Below are 18,289 nucleotides of genomic sequence, written 5' to 3' on the forward strand. Positions count from 1 at the left end.
TTGGGTATGAGTGATAAAGCAATCTTGAGCTGCCGCAACCTGGGCAAATCCTACGAGGAAGGCCCGGAGTCGGTAGAAGTCCTGGCCGGTCTGCAGCTGGAGCTGCACCCGGGTGAGCGCGTAGCGATTGTCGGCACCTCGGGTTCGGGCAAAAGTACCTTGCTCAACCTGTTGGGTGGTCTCGATACGCCAACCAAGGGTAGCGTCTGGCTCGACGGCGAGGAGCTGTCGGCGTTGAGCGAGAAAAAACGCGGCCTTTTACGCAACCGGTCACTGGGTTTCGTCTACCAGTTCCACCATTTGCTGCCTGAGTTCACCGCGCTGGAAAACGTCTGCATGCCGCTGCTGATCGGCAAGACCGCGATCCCGGAAGCGCGTCAGCGTGCGACGGCATTGTTGGAGCGGGTAGGGCTGGGCCATCGTCTGGAGCACAAGCCTTCGGAGCTGTCCGGCGGCGAACGTCAGCGTGTGGCCATCGCCCGCGCCCTGGTGAACAAGCCAGGCCTGGTGATGCTCGACGAGCCGACCGGCAACCTCGACTCCCACACCGCCCAGGGCATTCAGGATTTGATGCTCGAACTCAGCACTTCGATGCGCACGGCGTTCCTGGTGGTGACTCACGACATGAACCTGGCTCGCCAGATGGATCGCGTCCTGCATTTGCAGGAAGGTTGCCTGACGCCCATCTGATTGGCCGAAACCCGGCGTGCTGAACAGTACGTCGGGTCTTTTATTTTTATACGGTGCCCCAGCGAATGTTCAGACCGTTATCGATCTTTATCGGCACGCGCTATACCCGCGCCAAGCGCCGCAATCGCTTTGTTTCCTTCATCTCGATGACCTCGATGATCGGCCTCGCCCTCGGCGTGCTGGCGATGATCGTGGTGCTGTCGGTGATGAACGGCTTCCAGCGCGAAATGAGCTCGCGGATCCTCGGCATGGTGCCGCACGCTACCATCGTCGGCGTGAACCCGATCGACGATTGGCAGCCCGTGGCCGCCGCGGCGATGAAAAACCCGGAAGTCACCGCCGCCGTGCCGTTCACCGAGATGGAAGGCATGCTTTCCTATAAAGGTACGATGCAGCCGATTCAGGTCAGCGGTGTTGATCCCGCACTGGAAGGCAAGGTGTCGATCGTTGCCCAGCACATCGTTCAGGGCCGTCTCGATGCGTTGAAGCCGGGCGAGTTCGGCGTGGTGATCGGCGAGATCACCGCGCGGCGTTTCCGCTTGAATGTCGGTGACAAGATCACCCTGATCGTGCCGGAAGTCAGCAGTGCACCCGGCGGCATTACCCCGCGCATGCAGCGGCTGAATGTGGTGGGTGTGTTCAAGGTCGGCGCCGAGCTGGATGGCTCTATGGCGCTGATCCACGTCGCCGATGCCGCGCAGATGCAGCACTGGGCTCCGAACCAGGTGCAGAGCGTGCGCCTGGCCGTGAAGGATTTGTACGCGGCGCCGAAGGTGTCGAGCGATGTGGCTTCGGGTCTTGGCACCGCCTACCGGGCCGACGACTGGACCCACACCCAGGGCAGTCTGTTCAGTGCGATGAAGATGGAAAAAACCATGATCGGCCTGCTGTTGCTGATGATCGTCGCCGTGGCGGCGTTCAACATCATCGCTACGTTGATCATGGTGGTGAACGACAAGGGCGCGGACATTGCGATTCTGCGCACCATCGGCGCCACACCGCGACAGATCATGGCGATCTTCATGGTGCAGGGCACGGTGATCGGCGTTGTCGGTACCTTGATCGGTGGCGTGCTCGGCGTGATTGCGGCGTTGAACGTCAGTGAGCTGGTGGGTTGGATGGAGCGGGTCAGTGGCCAGCACATCTTCAGTTCGGATGTGTATTTCGTCAGTAACTTGCCATCGGAATTGCAGGGAGGGGATGTGTTGCTGATCTGCTCCGCCGGGTTCATCTTGAGCTTCCTGGCGACGGTCTACCCGGCCTGGCGTGCGGCGAAGATCGAGCCGGCTCACGCGTTGCGGTATTCGTAAGCCCTGATGCCGCCTTCGCGAGCAAGCCCGCTCCCACACTTGACCGAGCTGACTTAGATCCAATGTGGGAGCGGGCTTGCTCGCGAAGGGGCCAGACCTGCTGGCCTCAATCCCCCCTCGGCAACTCAATCACAAACCGCGTCCACCCATCATTCGATTCGCAACGAATCTGCCCGCCATGGGCGCGGATGATCGACTGAGTAATCGCCAACCCCAACCCCGCATGTTCACTGCTGCCTTCCTGTCGCGCTGCATCAGCCCGGTAGAAGCGATCAAACACACGCGGCAGCAACGGCCCGTCAATGCCGTCCCCACTGTTCTCGACCGTCAAACTCAAGCCTTTGACCTGATCAACAATCCGCACCCGCACCTCGCCATCAGCGGGCGTAAACCGCAGCGCGTTATCCAGCAAGTTGGACAGCGCCCGCCGCAACATGCTGCGGTCACCCTCCATCCGCGCGCTGCCCTCACTACTTAATGTCACCCGGGCGTCTTCCGCCAGCGGCGCAAAAAACTCCATTAACACATCCACTTCTGCGGCCAGTTCCAGCGACTCCCGCTTGGGCGTTAGCAGCCCATGGTCGGCCTTGGCCAGGTAAAGCATGTCGTTGACCAACTGCGCCATCCATTGCAGCTCTTCGAGGTTGCTGTGCAGCGCTTCACGGTAATCTTCGATAGGCCGAGGGCGGGTGAGGGTGACCTGGGTGTGGGTCAGCAGGTTCGACAACGGCGTGCGCAGTTCGTGGGCGATGTCAGCGGAAAACGCCGAGAGCCGTTGAAAAGAGTCGTCCAGGCGTCCGAGCATAGCGTTGAAGCTGTCGGCCAATTCCGTGAGTTCCGACGGCATATTCTCTTCGGGCAGCCGGGCATTGAGCGATTGCGCCGAAACGCCGCTGGCGATCGCACTCATGCGCCGCAACGGGCGTAAACCACTGCGTGCCGCCCACGCACCGAGCAACGCGGTGGCCAGGGCGGACAAGCCGACGGTCAGCCATATCAGGCGCTGCATGCGTTGCAGAAAGTGCTGGTGATGGGTGATGTCCAGCAGCAAGGTCAGTTGCGGTGAGTCAGGCCGGTCGACAAACAACGGCGCATTCAGCACGCGATAATCGGTGCCGTTGTCGTTCAGCTTGGATAAGCCCGTTTTTTGCGGGAGCTTTACCGGAAGGCGCGCCGAGCTGTCATACCAGCGCTGGCCATCGCTGCCGGTGATTCGCAGCGACAGGTCCGCCTCCCGGCTCAGCTCGTCAGCCAGTTTGATTTCGCTCTCACTCGACTGAACGTCATGCAGTACGCGGCGCAAACTCATCAATTTACCGTCCAGCAATTGCTGATCGAGCTCGATGAAATGCGCCTCGCTGGCGCGACTGAACAATACCCCGGCAAAGAGTGAAACCACGGCGGTACAGGCCGCAAACAGCAGCGCCAGACGACTGCTCAGCGAGAGTCGACGCATCAGGCAGGGCGCTCTTCAAGGACATAACCCATGCCGCGCACGGTATGAATCAGCTTGTTGGGAAACTCATCGTCGATCTTCAGGCGCAAACGGCGGATCGCGACCTCGATAACATTGGTGTCGCTGTCGAAATTCATGTCCCAGACCTGGGAGGCGATTAGTGATTTGGGCAGCACCTCACCCTGGCGCCGCAGGAGCATTTCCAGCAGGGCGAACTCCTTGGCGGTCAGGTCGATGCGTCGACCGCCGCGCTCCACCCGGCGGCGGATCAAGTCCAGGCGCAGGTCGGTCAGTTGCAGGCTGGTTTCCTGAGGCGAAGCGTTGCCGCGTCGCAACAGGCTGCGGACCCGAGCCAGCAATTCGGAGAAGGCGAACGGCTTGACCAGGTAATCGTCGGCACCGAGTTCGAGGCCGTGGACTCTGTCCTCCACCGCATCTCGCGCCGTCAGAAAAAGGACTGGCGTATCGAGGCCGGCGCCACGCACCGCCTGCAGGATTTGCCAGCCATCGCGACCGGGTAGCATCACATCAAGGATCAACAACGCGTAGTCACCACTCAAAGCCAGTTGTTGCCCGGTGCTGCCGTCGGCTGTCAGCTCGGTGTTGAAACCGGCCTCGGTCAGGCCCTGGCGCAAGTAGTGGCCGGTTTTCGGTTGGTCTTCGACGATCAGCAGTTTCATGGGCAACTCGAGGCAAGTGGAACGAACGCTTTATACCGTGGGCAGCGTTAATACAGGTCAACCTGACAAAGTTGTAATCTGCATGTCAGGTTGCGGGCAGTGGTGACAGTTTAGAGTTTTCCACAGGCTGAACCTTATCTTGTTGGAGTACGACTATGTTTTTGCGCAAATCTCTGGGGCTGGCCGCGTGTTTGCTGGCTCTGAGCTTGCCGGTGTGGGCAGCGCCGGCGCATACCTACGATTTCGGTCAGCCGGCCCCGGCGGCCAAGGCTACTCGCAGTGTCGAGGTGGTGATGGGTGACATGTCGTTCACGGCCAAGGCGATCGATATCAAAGCCGGTGAGACGGTTCGTTTTGTGCTGGTGAATAAAGACCAGTTGTTGCACGAATTCAACCTCGGCGACGCGGCGATGCACACCAGGCATCAGCAGGAAATGATGAAGATGCAGCAGAGCGGCATGCTGACGCCTACAGGCATGAAGGAAATGGACCACGGTTCGATGGCTGGCATGGACCACGGGATGATGAAGCACGACGACCCGAACAGCGTCCTCGTCGAACCGGGAAAAACGGCCGAGCTGACCTGGACCTTCAGCAAGGCCACCCGCCTGGAATTTGCCTGCAACATTCCCGGCCATTACCAGGCGGGCATGGTCGGCAAACTGACTGTCAGTCAGTAAGCACTCAAAGGCGGGTGCAAAGGCTGGTAGAATCCACTGATTATTCAGTCAGGTTTCCGCCATGCATCCCGCAGCCGAACACTCGCCGCTGGGCAAGTCCAGCGAATACATCGCCACTTATACGCCGTCCTTGCTGTTCCCGATCCCGCGCACCGCGAAATGGGCGGAGTTGGGCCTGACGGCGCAAACCCTGCCTTACAAGGGTGTGGACTTCTGGAACTGCTTCGAGCTGTCGTGGCTGTTGCCGTCCGGCAAGCCGGTGGTGGCGATTGGCGAATTCAGCATCCCGGCGGATTCGCCGAACATCATCGAATCGAAGTCGTTCAAGCTGTACCTGAACTCGTTGAATCAGACGCCATTTGCCGATACCCCGACCCTTGAAGCGACGCTGGTCAAAGACCTGTCGGCCGCTGCCGGCAAGCCGGTTGGCGTGCGGATTCGCAGCCTCAAGGAGGTCGAAGGCGAAGGCGTCGTGGCGTTGCCGGGTGTGTGCATCGATGATCTGGACATCAGCGTCAGTAACTACGAGCATCCGCGCCCGGAATTGTTGCGTTGCGATGATTCGCGCATTGTCGAAGAGAGCGTGCACAGCCATTTGCTCAAATCCAACTGCCCGGTCACCAGTCAGCCGGACTGGGGCAGCGTGGCGGTGGAATACCGTGGCGCGGCGCTGGATCACGCGAGTTTGCTGGAATACATCGTGAGCTTTCGTCAGCACTCGGACTTCCATGAGCAGTGCGTGGAACGGATTTTCCTCGACTTGCAGCGGTTGCTGAAACCGGAGAAGTTGACGGTCTACGCGCGGTATGTGCGACGCGGTGGGTTGGACATCAACCCGTATCGCAGTACTGAAGAAATGCAACTGCCGAACCATCGTCTGGTCCGGCAATAAAGTACCCCCTGTGGGAGCGGGCTTGCTCGCGAAAGCGTAGTGTCAGGCGCTATTTATGTCGACTGACACACCGCTTTCGCGAGCAAGCCCGCTCCCACAAGGGGATTGCATTGCGAATTGTAAAAATGAAAAAAGCCCCGCTAGCGATAGCAGGGCTTTTTGCATCTGGCGGGTTCAGATCCCCATGTTGGCCAAGGCTTGCACGATGTTGCGCAAGGTGCCGGCGAGGGTAGGGTGTTCGATTTCGAAGCGCTCGACGGCCAGGTTCACATTGTCGGCGAGGTTGGAGTCTTTGGTTTTGGTTTCCAGCTCAAGCTCGAGTTCGATCTGTTGCATCAGCGCGTGCAGGTCTTCGCGCTCGGCCTCCGTCAGCGGCGGATTCTGTTCCAATTGCTCGCGCAGAGTATTGAGTTGTTGTTGCAGTTCGCGGGCAGGCATGGCGTTCTTCCTTTTATCGATAGGCACTGGCATAGACAGCAGCAGCGTGCCAAAGGTCTATGGCTTCCCTTTAGATTAATCCACTCCTGTCTTGCCTGCATGATCTCGATCAGGGCTTTTCGCCCTTGAGCCGACGCAGGCTGATGTCCGCCAGGCAGGTGTCGAGCTCACCGAGGTGATCGATCACCGAATGCACACCCAGGCTGAACAATTGCACGGTCGCTTTACCACGCAGGTGTTCGCGCTCCTTTTGACTCAAGGCCTGCCATTCACCGGGTGCCAAACCGCAGAGCGAACCGCAGGACGCCAGACCGATCGTCCACAGCCCGGCATTCAGTCCCGATTGCAGCAATCGCGGTTCGCCGCTGACCAGCACGCAACCATCGAGTTGTTCGACATTCAATGCCATCAAGGCTTGCCAGCAAGCGTTCGGCGCCGGCCACGGATTGATTGTTGCTGGGTGTTGCGAAGGCTTGATCCACGAAGGCAACGCGCTGGCCAGGGAGTGGGTGAGGGCGGGGGGCAACTCGTCGAGCCAGGCGCAAGGAATCTGCTGGAGCTGCAAGCTGTTCAGACTGTCCAGCGCGCCGGGCGTGACCTCGGCGTGCTCGGCCGTGTGAGTGTCGTGCTGGCGCATCCGGGCGCCGAAATCCACCAGGCAACCACTGAGCCCGAACAGTACGGCGGTCAGGCTGGGTGCGGCAAGGGGCAAGGCTTCGGCGTGCGGCATATCAACGTCCCTGAAATAACGGCAAGGCTAGGTGCTGCCGGTGACAGTTGCATGACACTGATGTGAAGTGCTCTCAGTCAGGACGAATCATCCGTAGGTCATCACGCGCGAGGCTGCCCTAAACCGGCTTTTCCGTCTTATACTAGCCAGCTTATCGCCTGGGCCAAGCGCCCATGCCAGTACAATCCAAGGAGTTTTCTATGCGCTGGAGCAATCGTCTAGCTCAGCTTTGTGTGTGTGCCAGCGTTTTGGTGGTTCCGTTCGCAGCCCAGGCTGCCACGGAAGAAGACCCTTGGGAAAGCGTCAACCGTCCAATCTTTCAGTTCAACGACTTCGTCGACACTTATGCACTCAAGCCAATCGCTCAAGGCTACGAGTTCGTGACGCCGCAGTTTCTGGAAGACGGCATTCACAACATGTTTCGCAACGTCGGTGATGTCACCAACCTTGCCAACAACGTCTTGCAGGCTAAACCGGCCGCGGCTGGCGTCGACACTGCGCGTCTGATCTTCAACACCACCTTCGGCCTGCTGGGCTTCTTCGACGTCGGCACTAAAATGGGCCTGAATCGTAGCGACGAAGACTTTGGCCAGACGCTCGGTTACTGGGGCGTGGGCAGCGGCCCGTATGTGATGTTGCCGCTGTTGGGCCCAAGCACGTTGCGCGATGCTCCATCCAGGTACGTCGACGGCTACACCGGCCCGTACCGCTATATCAACGACGTGCCCGTGCGTAACTCGATCTTCGGCCTGAACATTGTCGACACCCGCGCAAGTCTGCTGTCGAGCGAGAAGTTGATCAGCGGCGACAAATACACCTTCATCCGCAATGCGTATTTGCAGAACCGCGAGTTCAAAGTCAAAGACGGCCAGGTCGAAGACGATTTTTGATCTCGACCCGTAAAATGAAGAAGGCGGCCAATCGGCCGCCTTCTTTCGATTGGATCCGAGCTTATTTCATCTTCAAGATTGTAAGCCCGAGTTTCTGACTGCCATCGTCCTGTTCTTTCACCCATACAACTTCGGTGTCGGCTTCAAGCCCTTTAAGCGCTACGTGATCGGAATCGATGCGCACGCTGAGCCGGTCACCGACCTTGAACAGGTTGGGTGCCTCAACCTGCATGCCACTGCTGGAAAGGTCTATGCAGACGGCTGGCACCTCATCGCCTTCGTGAATCAGCGACACATCGGCATCGACCCGCATGCGGATGAAATCGCGCTTTTCGCTGTAGTCCCGATCGGTTTGACTCATGGGCTTCATCCTTCCATTGGGTTACGGTTTTGCCTGTTCTTATAACTCCCGGTGATTTGACAAGTAAAGACGTCAAGCGACCATCGGCGTGAGCTTGAAACGCCCCGCGGATGGGAGTACCGTCTGCGCCTTAGAAGGGCACCTCTGGTGTACCTGTGTGTAGGGCAAACGCTCGATAACAGTGCAGTAGAGAGGCTAGAAAGCGAATCCAGTAGTGTGAGCCGGGCTAAACCCCCTGCCTGCTACGCCAACCTAATTCTGGCGCCGTTTGCCCACATGCCAAAAACCAGTGCCACGTTGCTGATAATCGATGATGACGAAGTAGTGCGCGCGAGCCTCGCGGCCTACTTGGAAGACAGTGGTTTCAGTGTCCTGCAGGCCAGTAATGGCCAGCAGGGTCTTCAGGTATTCGAGCAAGACAAGCCCGACTTGGTCATCTGCGATCTGCGCATGCCGCAGATGGGCGGACTCGAACTCATTCGCCAGGTCACCGAGCTGTCGCCGCAAACCCCGGTGATCGTGGTTTCGGGTGCCGGCGTGATGAACGACGCGGTCGAGGCCTTGCGCCTGGGTGCGGCGGATTACCTGATCAAGCCTCTCGAAGATCTGGCTGTGCTCGAGCACTCTGTGCGCCGTGCCCTGGATCGTGCGCGCCTGCTGCTGGAAAACCAGCGCTACCGCGAGAAGCTGGAAAAGGCCAACCGCGAGCTCGCCGCCAGCCTGAACCTGCTCCAGGAAGACCAGAACGCCGGTCGCCAGGTGCAGATGAACATGCTGCCGGTCAGCCCCTGGACCATCGACGAGTTCCAGTTCGCCCACCAGATCATCCCGTCGCTGTACCTGTCGGGTGATTTCGTTGACTACTTTCGGGTCGATGAGCGTCGGGTAGCTTTTTACCTGGCGGACGTTTCCGGTCATGGCGCCTCTTCAGCCTTCGTCACCGTGCTGCTAAAGTTCATGACCACGCGCTTGCTGTTCGAATCCAAGCGCAGCGGCACATTGCCGGAATTCAAGCCTTCAGAGGTCCTTGGTCATATCAACCGAGGCCTGATCAGTTGTAAGCTGGGTAAACACGTCACAATGGTCGGTGGTGTCATCGACGAGGAGACAGGTTTGTTGACCTATAGCATCGGTGGTCATTTGCCGTTGCCTGTGTTGTACACGCCAGACAGTGTTCGTTATCTGGAAGGGCGTGGTCTGCCGGTGGGCCTCTTCAATGAAGCCACCTATGAAGACCACGTGCTGGAGCTGCCGCCAACATTCAGCCTGACGCTGATGTCCGATGGCATTCTGGACCTTTTGCCAGAACCTACACTCAAAGAAAAAGAAGCGGCTTTGCCCCAACGGGTCAAAGCAGCGGGCGGCAGCCTGGATGGTCTGCGGCAGGTTTTTGGATTGGCCACGCTAGGGGAGATGCCGGATGATATCGCCCTGTTGGTGTTGAGCAGGAATCTTTAATGAGTACCGGTAGAATCCAGTTCGCCGAACAGGACGGCACCTTCGTCCTGAAGTTCGTCGGTGAAGTTCGCCTGACCCTATGTTCGGCGTTGGATGCGACTATTGAGCGGATCTTCACCGCGTTGAATTTCAACGCGATCGTGATCGATCTGACCGAAACCCGCAGCATCGACAGCACCACCCTTGGTTTGCTTGCCAAACTGTCGATCCTGTCGCGGCAAAAGGTCGGCCTGCTGCCGACCGTCGTCACCACCCACGAAGACATCACCCGTCTGCTGCAGTCCATGGGCTTCGAGCAAGTGTTCAACATCGTTGACCGCCCGATCCCGTGCCCTGAATGCCTGACCGACCTGCCAGACCAGGATCAGTCCGAGGAAGTCGTGCGGATCAAAGTGCTCGAAGCACACAAAATCCTCATGGGCCTGAACGACTCCAACCGTGAAGCCTTTCATGATCTGGTGAACGCCCTCGAGCGTCACTGATTCCATAAGCGACGCACAAAAAAGGGCGAACCTGTAAGGGTTCGCCCTTTTTGCATTGAGCTGAACTAGATCACAGCTTGGCTTGCAGCAGTGCTTCGAGTTTTTCCTGGTCGCGAGCGAATTGACGAATCCCCTCAGCCAGTTTCTCGGTCGCCATCGCATCCTCGTTGGACAACCAGCGGAACTGCGCTTCATTCAGGCTCAAACGCGCCTCTCCCGCATGCCCCGGGGCCAGCTTGCGCTCCAGCTTGCCAGTGTCCGCCGCCAGCTTTTCCAGCAGGTCCGGGCTGATGGTCAGGCGATCACACCCGGCCAACTGCTCAATCTGATTCAGGTTGCGGAAGCTCGCACCCATGACCACGGTCTTGTAGTCATTGGCCTTGTAGTAGTTGTAGATACGCGTCACCGACTGCACGCCCGGATCATCCGCACCGGTGTAGTCGTTTCCATTGGCCTTCTTGTACCAGTCGTAAATGCGGCCCACGAACGGCGAAATCAGGAACACTCCGGCGTCAGCGCACGCCGCCGCCTGAGCAAAGGAGAACAGCAGCGTCAGGTTGGTCTGGATGCCTTCCTTTTCCAGCGTCTCGGCGGCACGGATGCCTTCCCAGGTGGAAGCGATCTTGATCAGCACACGGTCACGGCCAATGCCAGCCTTGTCGTACAGGTCGATCAGACGGTGCGCACGCTTCAATACGGCGTCAGTGTCGAACGACAGGCGCGCATCCACTTCAGTGGAAATGCGGCCCGGTACAACCTTCAGGATTTCCTGGCCTACCGCCACGCCAAAGCGGTCGCTGGCCAGGCCCACATCGCCCTTGCAGTCGTGAACGCAGGCGTTCAGCAACTCGGCATAACCGGGAATGGCCGCCGCTTTCAGCAGCAGGGAAGGGTTAGTGGTAGCGTCGACGGGTTTTACGCGAGCGATAGCTTCGAAGTCGCCGGTGTCGGCAACTACGGTGGTCATTTGTTTGAGTTGTTCCAGCTTGGAAGTCATGGGCGTGCTCTGTCCTATGGGTCTAATGACATTACCCGAGCGCTGACAGCCACTCAAGGGCGCATGTACGTATCGGTGGCCCCGTTGGCAACAACCGGAGAACGGATGTTTGAAAGGTGGGGCGCGGGTCTCGGTAAATACGATGCCAAAACCGCGCGCAGGTTCAAAGCAACTGACCGTTGACGGCTCTGTGGCAACTCTGGCGCCTGAGCTGGCATGCCTGCATTCGGGCGCCAACCGGTGTTAAAAATGGTCAAGTTCACCCGTTATAAGATGTCAATTAGTGCCACTCGGATGGCGTGTAATGTGGCGTGGATAAATGTAGGTATTGGATTGGGAAATGACTTCACAAGGGGAGCGGGTGTCTGCAATTGTGGAGGCCTTCGATGACTTTATTCTCGGTTATGTCTTGAAGAAATTGACCGAAGTATTTGAAGAGCTGATGGCCGCATCAAAGAAGAACCATCCGGACAATATGACGGGGCTGGTTGAAATGGGAAGAGTGAAAGCCGCAAAGAAAATTCCCGGCTGGCTAAATCGAGTGAAACACAGCATGCCCAGTCAAGTCACTCGCGTGTTGATGGAACAAATGAACGACTCACAGAAGTCCAAACATGACCTGCGGTTTGAAGCGCAAGCCGTATTGTTCGAGGTGCTTGTGGAGGAGTCACTGGCAATGGACGCCGCGAGTTATGCAGCATGTGTCTAGTCCTGAAATAGGTTTACACCTGTTTCACCCCAACGCCCGATGCACCGCATCGGGCGTTTTGTATTTTAAGGACAGGTGCGGGCGTTCCTGGTTGTAGATCAGGATCGCTTCTCGCACCATTTGCTCCGCTTGCGCCAAGTCTGTCGGCCGGTGGAGTAATAGTTCTGTTTTCAAGATGCCGTTGACCCGCTCTGCCAAGGCGTTTTGGTAGCAGTCGTAGCCATCCGTCATCGAACACGTGATGCCATGCTTGGCGTGGAGCTTTTGATACAGCGCCGAGCAGTACTGGACTCCTCGATCCGAGTGATGGACCAGTTTCTGACGTGTTCGACGTGTCTTTAACGCCATGCGTAAGGCTTGGGCCACCGAGTCGGCATGCAGGCTGCCATGCACGTGATAACCGACAATTTTTCTTGAGAAGGCATCTGTGACCAGGCTCAGGTAGACCGGATCGTCACGCTGGGTGGACAGGTAAGTAATATCGGCCACCCAGACCTGTTCCGGACCGGTTGCAACGACTTGCTGCGGGCCTGGCTTTAGCAGATTGGGATGGCAGCGAAAGTGATGATGGCTGTCGGTCGTCTTGTGATACGCCCGTTTCCTGCGAACCAACTGCCGGTGCTCGCGCAGCACTTCAAACAAGCGATCCCGGCCAACATGCAACTCAGGTTTCTCATGCTCCGCGTGCATCAATGACTGGAGCTTGCGTGCGCCAATGCAGGGTTGGCGCACTCGGATTGCCTGCACAAACTTGATGAGTTTCTGATCTTGATCGACTCGCGCCCGATAGACGCGATCACGCTTGTAAAAGGCTTGGCGACTGATCCCCATAAACTGGCAAGCCCTGCTGACACTCAGGGTTTGGGTTTGCGCAACGACTTGCCGGGCCGCTTTTTTACAATGGATACGCCGTAGTCATTCTTCAGGACATCAACCACATCTTCAAAGAATTTGGCTTTCTGATTTGCTAGTGCCAGTTGCTCCTCAAGCTCTTTGATTCTCTGCTCGGGGGTCAAAGGCAAAGTTGGCTCGTCCATCGGTCGAGTCCTCTGCGTACGAATGGAGGCGCCTTGGCTCCAATCTTGTCGACCATGCTTGCGTAACCAGACCAACACCGTCGACCGACCTTGAATCCCATAACGCCGCTGAGCCTCTTTATAACTCAACTCGCCTTTTTCTACTTGGTCGACAACCGACAATTTAAAAGTCAGCGTGTAATCGCGCTGACTACGTTTTGCGCCCGTATCCATTGCACCTTCCTGATAAAAAGCCAGAAGGTGTAAACCTTATTCAGGACGAGACAATGGATTAATAAAAGCCCCTGTTAACGGTGTGCGCGGTCATTCGACAGGTTACTTCAATAACATTTTGACGGCGGCTTCCGCAGGTTTTGATGTTCCATCGGACGACTTTAATCCAAAACTTCGCTCACGATCATTACTGCCAGAGTCGCTGTTTTTCCATTCGTATAGGGAAGTCAGCGGTATATTCAGTTTTTTGACATCCGAGATGAATCTTGTAATGCGCGATGCTTGTCCGGCGGTGCCTCCGATGGAACTGAGCGATGGCACTCCCCATTCGGTAATCACCCCCGGCACTTGGAAGTTATCAAGGATAAACGCTTGAGCACGGCTGATCTCGGTGCCCGACATGCCATACGGGTGATAAGAAACAGCGCTGAGGCATTGTGGGTGTTCCTTCAGGATTTCAGTCAGTGCGACGGTCGCCCTGGAGTCTTTGGTGGGGGCCTTCGCGAATCCAAACCCGATCAGGGGGGTTGAGTGATCCCGCTTTTGTAACGCGTTGCACACTGCGCTCATGAACGGCACAAACGTTACTTCAAAATCCTGGGTAGGCCAGTATTTTGGCAAGTCCGGTTCATTCCAGATTTCAATGGCGACAAGCTGCGTACTGAAGGCGTTTTCCAGACCGATGACCGAGTTGGCGAATGAATCTCCCGCAGCGGCGAGATCTCTGCCACTGCTTTGCGTTTTGTGGGTTAGCGCTTTAGTGGAGCGAACGGTCATCAATACTGGCAGGTCGGCGGATTTGGCAGCAGCGAAGGCTTCATTGATCTGGTGTTGATACGCCGGGTTACCCAGGCTGTTTGTCCATACGCCAAGGCGCACGAAGCCGAACCCTGAGGCTTTGATCTGATGGGCGTCAGCGGTCGAGAAATTCTGGATCTTCACCTGAACGCCTATTGTCTTGCTGTCCTGAGCCAGCGCTGAAAAAGCCTGACTGGCGTAAACAGGGTCGACGGCGCCAAGTATAAATAGCGTTGAAGTGGCAATCAGTCGAAAACACGTGGAGGGCATAACGGGCAATTCCTATAGTCGTCCCAGGTAGGGGGCAGGGGAAAATATCATTAGTCAATTAATACAGCGATACCATCAATCTTCCATCACAGACGCCCATTGTTAATATTGGTCGGATAAATAACTTCCCTGGCGCAGGTGTTATTTATGGTCCGGTTTTCTGGTTGGGCGTTTTTTGTGTGTCGTGGTATTTAATACGAAAGTATTTTCATGATGGATCCCTCTCAGAGTGCGGGACGGTCTTGTTGGCTCACTTATATCCTCGCTATACGTGGGCTGAATCGACACTACACGGGAAGAGTAGCCTTGTTCAGAAAGATTCTTGTGGTTTGCGTCGGCAATATTTGCCGAAGTCCTACCGCTGAACTGTTGCTACGCCATGCGCTGCAACCTTCGGGTATCTCAGTGACCTCCGCGGGATTGAACGCGCGGGTGGGTGAGTCTATGGAACCCGACGCACTTCGGGTTCTTGAAGAACAGGGGCACGAAGACCAAGGGTTTAAAGCGCGGCAGATTACGCCCGCCATTGTCAATGAATCAGACCTCATTCTGGTCATGGAAAAAGAGCATGTACAGGGCGTACTAAAGATTGCATCACACGCCAGGGGCAAAGTGTTTCTTCTGGGGAAGTGGCAGAGTGAACGCGAAATAAAGGACCCGTATCGTCAAGGAAAAGCTGCGTTTGTCCATGCCCATGCATTGATTGAAGATGCCGTTTGCTCATGGGCGCAGCGCCTCGGACGTTAATGGATGATTTTCAGATTAGTAATAATGGTAAAAGAATAGACCTTATGCAGTTACCGTCAGTAATCAGCACCCGGGATAAAGACAGAGACGAGATTGATCTGCTCGGTTTATTAGGCACATTGATTGACCATAAATGGTTAATAGGTGCCATCACCGGGGCGTTCATGGTGACCGGTGCCGCGTATTCGATTTTATCGCCGCCCGTGTATCTGGCAAATGCCCTGGTCCAGGTCGAGCCGAAAAAGAACGACATGCTGGGATTCTCGGATATCAGCAGCATGCTCGGTGGACAATCACCGGCGGCGACCGAGATCGGCATTATCAAGTCTCGCGCGGTTATCGGTAAAACGGTCGATGATCTGCATCTTGATATTGTGATTACGCCCAACACCTTTCCCGTCGTCGGCGGCTTTCTTGCTCGGCGCTATAAAAGCAGCCCCACTGAAAGTGTCTCGCCACCGCGCTTTGGCATGAACAGTTATGCATGGGGCGGCGAGCGCCTTGATATCGAACAGCTTGATCTGCCGGCTGAATTATTGGGCAAGAAATTGATGCTGGTTGCCGAAGAGCAGAATCGATTCAAACTCTACGATGACAACGGCGGTTTGTTGGCCGATGGCGCCACAGGCGAAGCCATCGCGCAGGAGGGTGTCGAGGTCCTTATCGCGAGCATGGCCGCGAACCCGGGCACTAAATTTGAAGTCGTGCGCAATCCACGCATTGTCACCATTCAGAATTACCAGGACGCCCTCGATGTCTCCGAGCAAGGTAAAGAATCGGGCATCATCAGTCTGGCTCTGGCCAGCACCGACTACACCCTGGCGGTGAAGATTCTCAACAAGATCTCAAGGCTTTATGTGCAGCAGAATGTGCAACGTACTTCTGCCGAGGCTGCCCAGAGTCTGGAGTTTCTTCAGGCACAATTACCGCAAGTCAAAGACGATCTGGTCAAAGCCAGCAACGCACTGAACAGCTATCAGACCCGCGGAAACACAGTCAACATCTCCCTCGAAACCAAGTCTGTGCTGGAACAGATGGTGGTGCTGGATACGCGCATCTCGGATCTGAAACTCCAGCAAGCGGACTTGGATCGAAAGTTCACCCGGGAGCACCCGGCCTACCGCGCATTGATGGCGCAGATGGGGGATTTGAACAAACAGCGACAGGGGTTGGAAAAGAAAGTCCAGGGGCTTCCGGCTACACAGCAGGAGCTGTTGAACCTGACCCGTGATGTGGAAGTGGCGACACAAATCTATACCCAGTTGCTGAACAAATCCCAAGAACTCGACATCGTCAGGGCAGGGGCGGTCGGCAATGCACGGTTGATTGATACGGCGGACGTCGACATCACCACCCCGGTCAAACCGCGTAAAGCCCTGATCGTACTGATGGCGACTTTGCTGGGTGGCTTTGTCGGTGTAGCGCTGGTGTTAGTGCGTAAATCGCTGAGCAGAGGACTCGAAGGGCCGGAAGCCATCGAGCAACTGGGTCTGCCGGTTTATGCCTCCATTCCTTACAGCACTTTGCAACAAGAAGAGGACACTAAAAAAGTCCGGCTGGGCGACAGCGCCGACAGCCAGTCTTTTCTATTGGCCCTGCGTAACCCCACCGACTTGTCCATCGAATCGATACGTAGCCTGCGAACCTGCCTGCATTTTGCAGGGCTGGATGCGACCAATAACCGGATCATGATCTCCGGTCCGAGCCCTCAGGTAGGCAAGACGTTTGTCTCTTCTAATCTGGCCGCGGTCATCGCTCAAAGTGGGCAGAGGGTCGTGCTGATCGATGCCGATATGCGCAAAGGTCATCTGCACAAGACCTTGGCGACACCGATCAGCAATGGCTTGTCCGATCTGTTGACCAAGCGCTGCAGTATCGAGCAAGCGATCAATAAACTCGAAGTCGATAACCTGCATTTCATCAGTCGTGGACAAGTACCGCCCAACCCGTCCGAGCTGTTGATGCATGCCAACTTCAGAGAACTCCTAACTGAACTGAGCGAACTCTACGACGTGGTAATCATCGACACGCCACCTCTTCTGGCCGTGACAGATGCGGCCATCGTTGGCCGTGAAGCCGCCATTAATCTGATTGTGACGCGCTTCGGCGTCAATCCAGCCAAAGAGATCGAATTGACGATTCGTCGGTTTGCTCAAAACGGCATCGAATTGAAAGGCGCGATTTTCAACGGTGTCGAGAAACGAGCGTCCAGTTATTACGGTAATGGCAGTTATGGCTATTACAACTACGAGTACGCCTCTGACAAGTCGTAATGCGAGTTCTATTTGCCAGGTAATGGACTGAGGGTGGACTAACCATTCTCCGGTCCCTGTCGCCTTGCGACTACGATAATGGAGTTGGGTGAACTGTGAAAAAAATACTACATGTGGCGGAAACGATTAAAGGTGGCGTTGCGACGGTCATCCGGACGATATCAACCCCTCCCAAGGGCGACGCCCAGCAGTATGAACTGGTGTATTTAATCCCGTTCGACCAGAAGAAAGAACTGCATGGTATTGATGAAAAAGACATCAGGACCTTCTCCCGAAACAAGAGAGATGTCGTCTCCCTGCTGCGGTTTGCCTGGCAACTCGTCCGAGTGATCTTCAAGGAAAAACCGGATGTCGTGCACTTGCACAGCACGTTTTCCGGGGTCATTGGCCGATGTGTGTGTTTAATCTTGCGCCCTTGGCGGTCACCGAAAATCATCTACTGCCCGCACGCGTTTTCGTTCTTGATGGAAAGCTCTCCCGCCAAGCAGAAAGTGTATTCACTGATTGAGCGGCTTTTGCAAAAAGTCACGGATGTCATTATCTGTGTCAGCCAGTATGAACTGGATAAAGCGGCCTCGTTCGGTATCGACCGCCACCGTATGAAACTGATCTACAACGGCATTCATTATAAAAACGATGAGAGCCTGTCCAGTCAGTGCACGGATATTCAACTTTTATTTGTGGGTCGACTGGACTACCAGAAGGGCTTTGATGTCCTGCTCAAGGCATTCACGGAAGTCGAGCGCACCGACTTGAAACTGACGGTGGTCGGCAGTGCGGTGAATGAGGAGCCGGTAGAGTGCCCTGTCATTGACGCCGTTGAATACCTGCCTTGGGTGACCCCGGCCGAAGTCAATGCTCTCTATAAAACCGCCGATGCCCTGATTGTCCCCAGTCGCTGGGAAGGTTTTGCCATGGTTCCCCTTGAGGGCATGGCCATGGGCGTGCCCGTTATTGCCAGTGACTGCACTTCGCTCCCTGAACTGGTTACGCACGACGTCACGGGCTACATATTTTCGACGGGCGATCACCAGGCGCTCGGCAACATCTTAGTGAACATCAAGAAACAAAAGTTGCTGGAACTCGGCACCGCAAGCCGCAAGCGGGTGCGCGAACGGTTCAGCGCAACGCTGATGATCCAGCAAACCTATGACGTGTATTCCGCTCAAACTTATTAA

General features: G+C 56.3%; 19 protein-coding genes. 11 read left to right on the plus strand and 8 right to left on the minus strand.

The window, feature by feature from the left end; all coding sequences use genetic code 11:
• Positions 1-6: 6 nt before the first annotated feature.
• The gene (lolD, locus tag ACA051_RS10875) at positions 7-690 is read left to right on the plus strand and encodes a lipoprotein-releasing ABC transporter ATP-binding protein LolD (protein WP_167362278.1); all 684 of its coding nucleotides are present in this window, start codon (positions 7-9) and stop codon (positions 688-690) included.
• Positions 691-755: 65 nt separating this feature from the next.
• Positions 756-2,000 (plus strand): lipoprotein-releasing ABC transporter permease subunit, encoded by a 1,245-nt coding sequence (locus tag ACA051_RS10880; protein ID WP_497374714.1) that lies wholly within the window; start codon positions 756-758, stop codon positions 1,998-2,000.
• 106 nt (positions 2,001-2,106) lie between these two features.
• Here the strand turns inward: ACA051_RS10880 and ACA051_RS10885 are convergent, their stop codons facing one another.
• Together ACA051_RS10885 and ACA051_RS10890 are read right to left on the minus strand one after the other, a co-directional pair.
• Positions 2,107-3,456 (minus strand): heavy metal sensor histidine kinase, encoded by a 1,350-nt coding sequence (locus tag ACA051_RS10885; protein WP_497374716.1) that lies wholly within the window; start codon positions 3,454-3,456, stop codon positions 2,107-2,109.
• Positions 3,456-4,136, minus strand: a complete 681-nt coding sequence (locus tag ACA051_RS10890; RefSeq protein WP_497309613.1) for a heavy metal response regulator transcription factor — start codon at positions 4,134-4,136, stop codon at positions 3,456-3,458. The genes ACA051_RS10885 and ACA051_RS10890 overlap by 1 nt, the downstream gene beginning before the upstream one ends.
• A gap of 155 nt (positions 4,137-4,291) precedes the next feature.
• Here ACA051_RS10890 and copI point away from each other — a divergent pair, with 155 nt between their 5' ends.
• Together copI and queF are read left to right on the plus strand one after the other, a co-directional pair.
• Positions 4,292-4,816 carry a copper-resistant cuproprotein CopI gene (copI, locus tag ACA051_RS10895; RefSeq protein WP_497374718.1) on the plus strand — a complete coding sequence of 175 codons (525 nt, stop codon included), beginning with the start codon at positions 4,292-4,294 and terminating at the stop codon, positions 4,814-4,816.
• Between the two features lie 61 nt (positions 4,817-4,877).
• The gene (gene queF / locus ACA051_RS10900; RefSeq protein WP_497374720.1) at positions 4,878-5,708 is read left to right on the plus strand and encodes an NADPH-dependent 7-cyano-7-deazaguanine reductase QueF; all 831 of its coding nucleotides are present in this window, start codon (positions 4,878-4,880) and stop codon (positions 5,706-5,708) included.
• A gap of 174 nt (positions 5,709-5,882) precedes the next feature.
• Here the strand turns inward: queF and ACA051_RS10905 are convergent, their stop codons facing one another.
• Together ACA051_RS10905 and pcrP are read right to left on the minus strand one after the other, a co-directional pair.
• Positions 5,883-6,146, minus strand: coding sequence for a DUF4404 family protein (locus tag ACA051_RS10905; RefSeq protein ID WP_497309618.1), 264 nt, complete (start codon positions 6,144-6,146; stop codon positions 5,883-5,885).
• Between the two features lie 109 nt (positions 6,147-6,255).
• Positions 6,256-6,876, minus strand: coding sequence for an HAD superfamily inactivated hydrolase PcrP (gene pcrP, locus ACA051_RS10910; RefSeq protein WP_497309620.1), 621 nt, complete (start codon positions 6,874-6,876; stop codon positions 6,256-6,258).
• Between the two features lie 200 nt (positions 6,877-7,076).
• Between pcrP and ACA051_RS10915 the strand changes: the two genes are divergently transcribed.
• Positions 7,077-7,766, plus strand: a complete 690-nt coding sequence (locus tag ACA051_RS10915) for an MlaA family lipoprotein (RefSeq protein WP_497309622.1) — start codon at positions 7,077-7,079, stop codon at positions 7,764-7,766.
• Between the two features lie 61 nt (positions 7,767-7,827).
• Here the strand turns inward: ACA051_RS10915 and ACA051_RS10920 are convergent, their stop codons facing one another.
• Entirely contained in the window at positions 7,828-8,127 is a 300-nt protein-coding gene (locus tag ACA051_RS10920; RefSeq protein ID WP_497309624.1) for a PilZ domain-containing protein, read from the minus strand.
• A 276-nt stretch (positions 8,128-8,403) separates the two neighbouring features.
• Here ACA051_RS10920 and rssB point away from each other — a divergent pair, with 276 nt between their 5' ends.
• Together rssB and rssC are read left to right on the plus strand one after the other, a co-directional pair.
• Complete coding sequence (gene rssB / locus ACA051_RS10925) at positions 8,404-9,585, plus strand: two-component system response regulator RssB (protein ID WP_010456296.1); 1,182 nt, start codon at positions 8,404-8,406, stop codon at positions 9,583-9,585.
• The gene (rssC, locus tag ACA051_RS10930) at positions 9,585-10,067 is read left to right on the plus strand and encodes an anti-sigma factor antagonist RssC (RefSeq protein ID WP_007935262.1); all 483 of its coding nucleotides are present in this window, start codon (positions 9,585-9,587) and stop codon (positions 10,065-10,067) included. Before rssB ends, rssC begins: the two co-directional genes overlap by 1 nt.
• Before the next feature lie 70 nt (positions 10,068-10,137).
• Here the strand turns inward: rssC and tal are convergent, their stop codons facing one another.
• On the minus strand, positions 10,138-11,064 hold the full coding sequence (tal, locus tag ACA051_RS10935; RefSeq protein WP_462049292.1) for a transaldolase: 927 nt from the start codon (positions 11,062-11,064) through the stop codon (positions 10,138-10,140).
• Between the two features lie 340 nt (positions 11,065-11,404).
• On the opposite strand from tal, the gene ACA051_RS10940 reads away from it, so the two are divergent.
• A complete protein-coding gene (locus ACA051_RS10940) occupies positions 11,405-11,773 on the plus strand; it encodes a hypothetical protein (RefSeq protein ID WP_497374723.1) in 369 nt (122 codons plus the stop codon).
• A gap of 24 nt (positions 11,774-11,797) precedes the next feature.
• Here the strand turns inward: ACA051_RS10940 and ACA051_RS10945 are convergent.
• Positions 11,798-13,023, minus strand: a protein-coding gene (locus ACA051_RS10945; protein ID WP_497303223.1) for an IS3 family transposase whose coding sequence is annotated in 2 segments (ribosomal slippage) — positions 11,798-12,672 and positions 12,672-13,023 — 1,227 coding nt in all. Because the reading frame shifts where the segments join, the coding sequence is not laid out codon by codon here.
• A gap of 102 nt (positions 13,024-13,125) precedes the next feature.
• Positions 13,126-14,091, minus strand: coding sequence for a glycosyl hydrolase family 5 (locus ACA051_RS10950; protein ID WP_497374725.1), 966 nt, complete (start codon positions 14,089-14,091; stop codon positions 13,126-13,128).
• A gap of 306 nt (positions 14,092-14,397) precedes the next feature.
• On the opposite strand from ACA051_RS10950, the gene ACA051_RS10955 reads away from it, so the two are divergent.
• The 3 genes from ACA051_RS10955 (at position 14,398) to ACA051_RS10965 (ending at position 18,289) form a co-directional block, all read left to right on the plus strand.
• Positions 14,398-14,838: a low molecular weight protein-tyrosine-phosphatase gene (locus tag ACA051_RS10955; protein WP_042932693.1), complete on the plus strand. Its 441-nt coding sequence runs from the start codon at positions 14,398-14,400 to the stop codon at positions 14,836-14,838.
• 44 nt (positions 14,839-14,882) lie between these two features.
• Positions 14,883-17,111: a polysaccharide biosynthesis tyrosine autokinase gene (locus ACA051_RS10960; RefSeq protein ID WP_497375538.1), complete on the plus strand. Its 2,229-nt coding sequence runs from the start codon at positions 14,883-14,885 to the stop codon at positions 17,109-17,111.
• Positions 17,112-17,206: 95 nt separating this feature from the next.
• A complete protein-coding gene (locus tag ACA051_RS10965) occupies positions 17,207-18,289 on the plus strand; it encodes a glycosyltransferase (protein WP_497374727.1) in 1,083 nt (360 codons plus the stop codon).

Source organism: Pseudomonas sp. LBUM1669 (assembly GCF_059695705.1).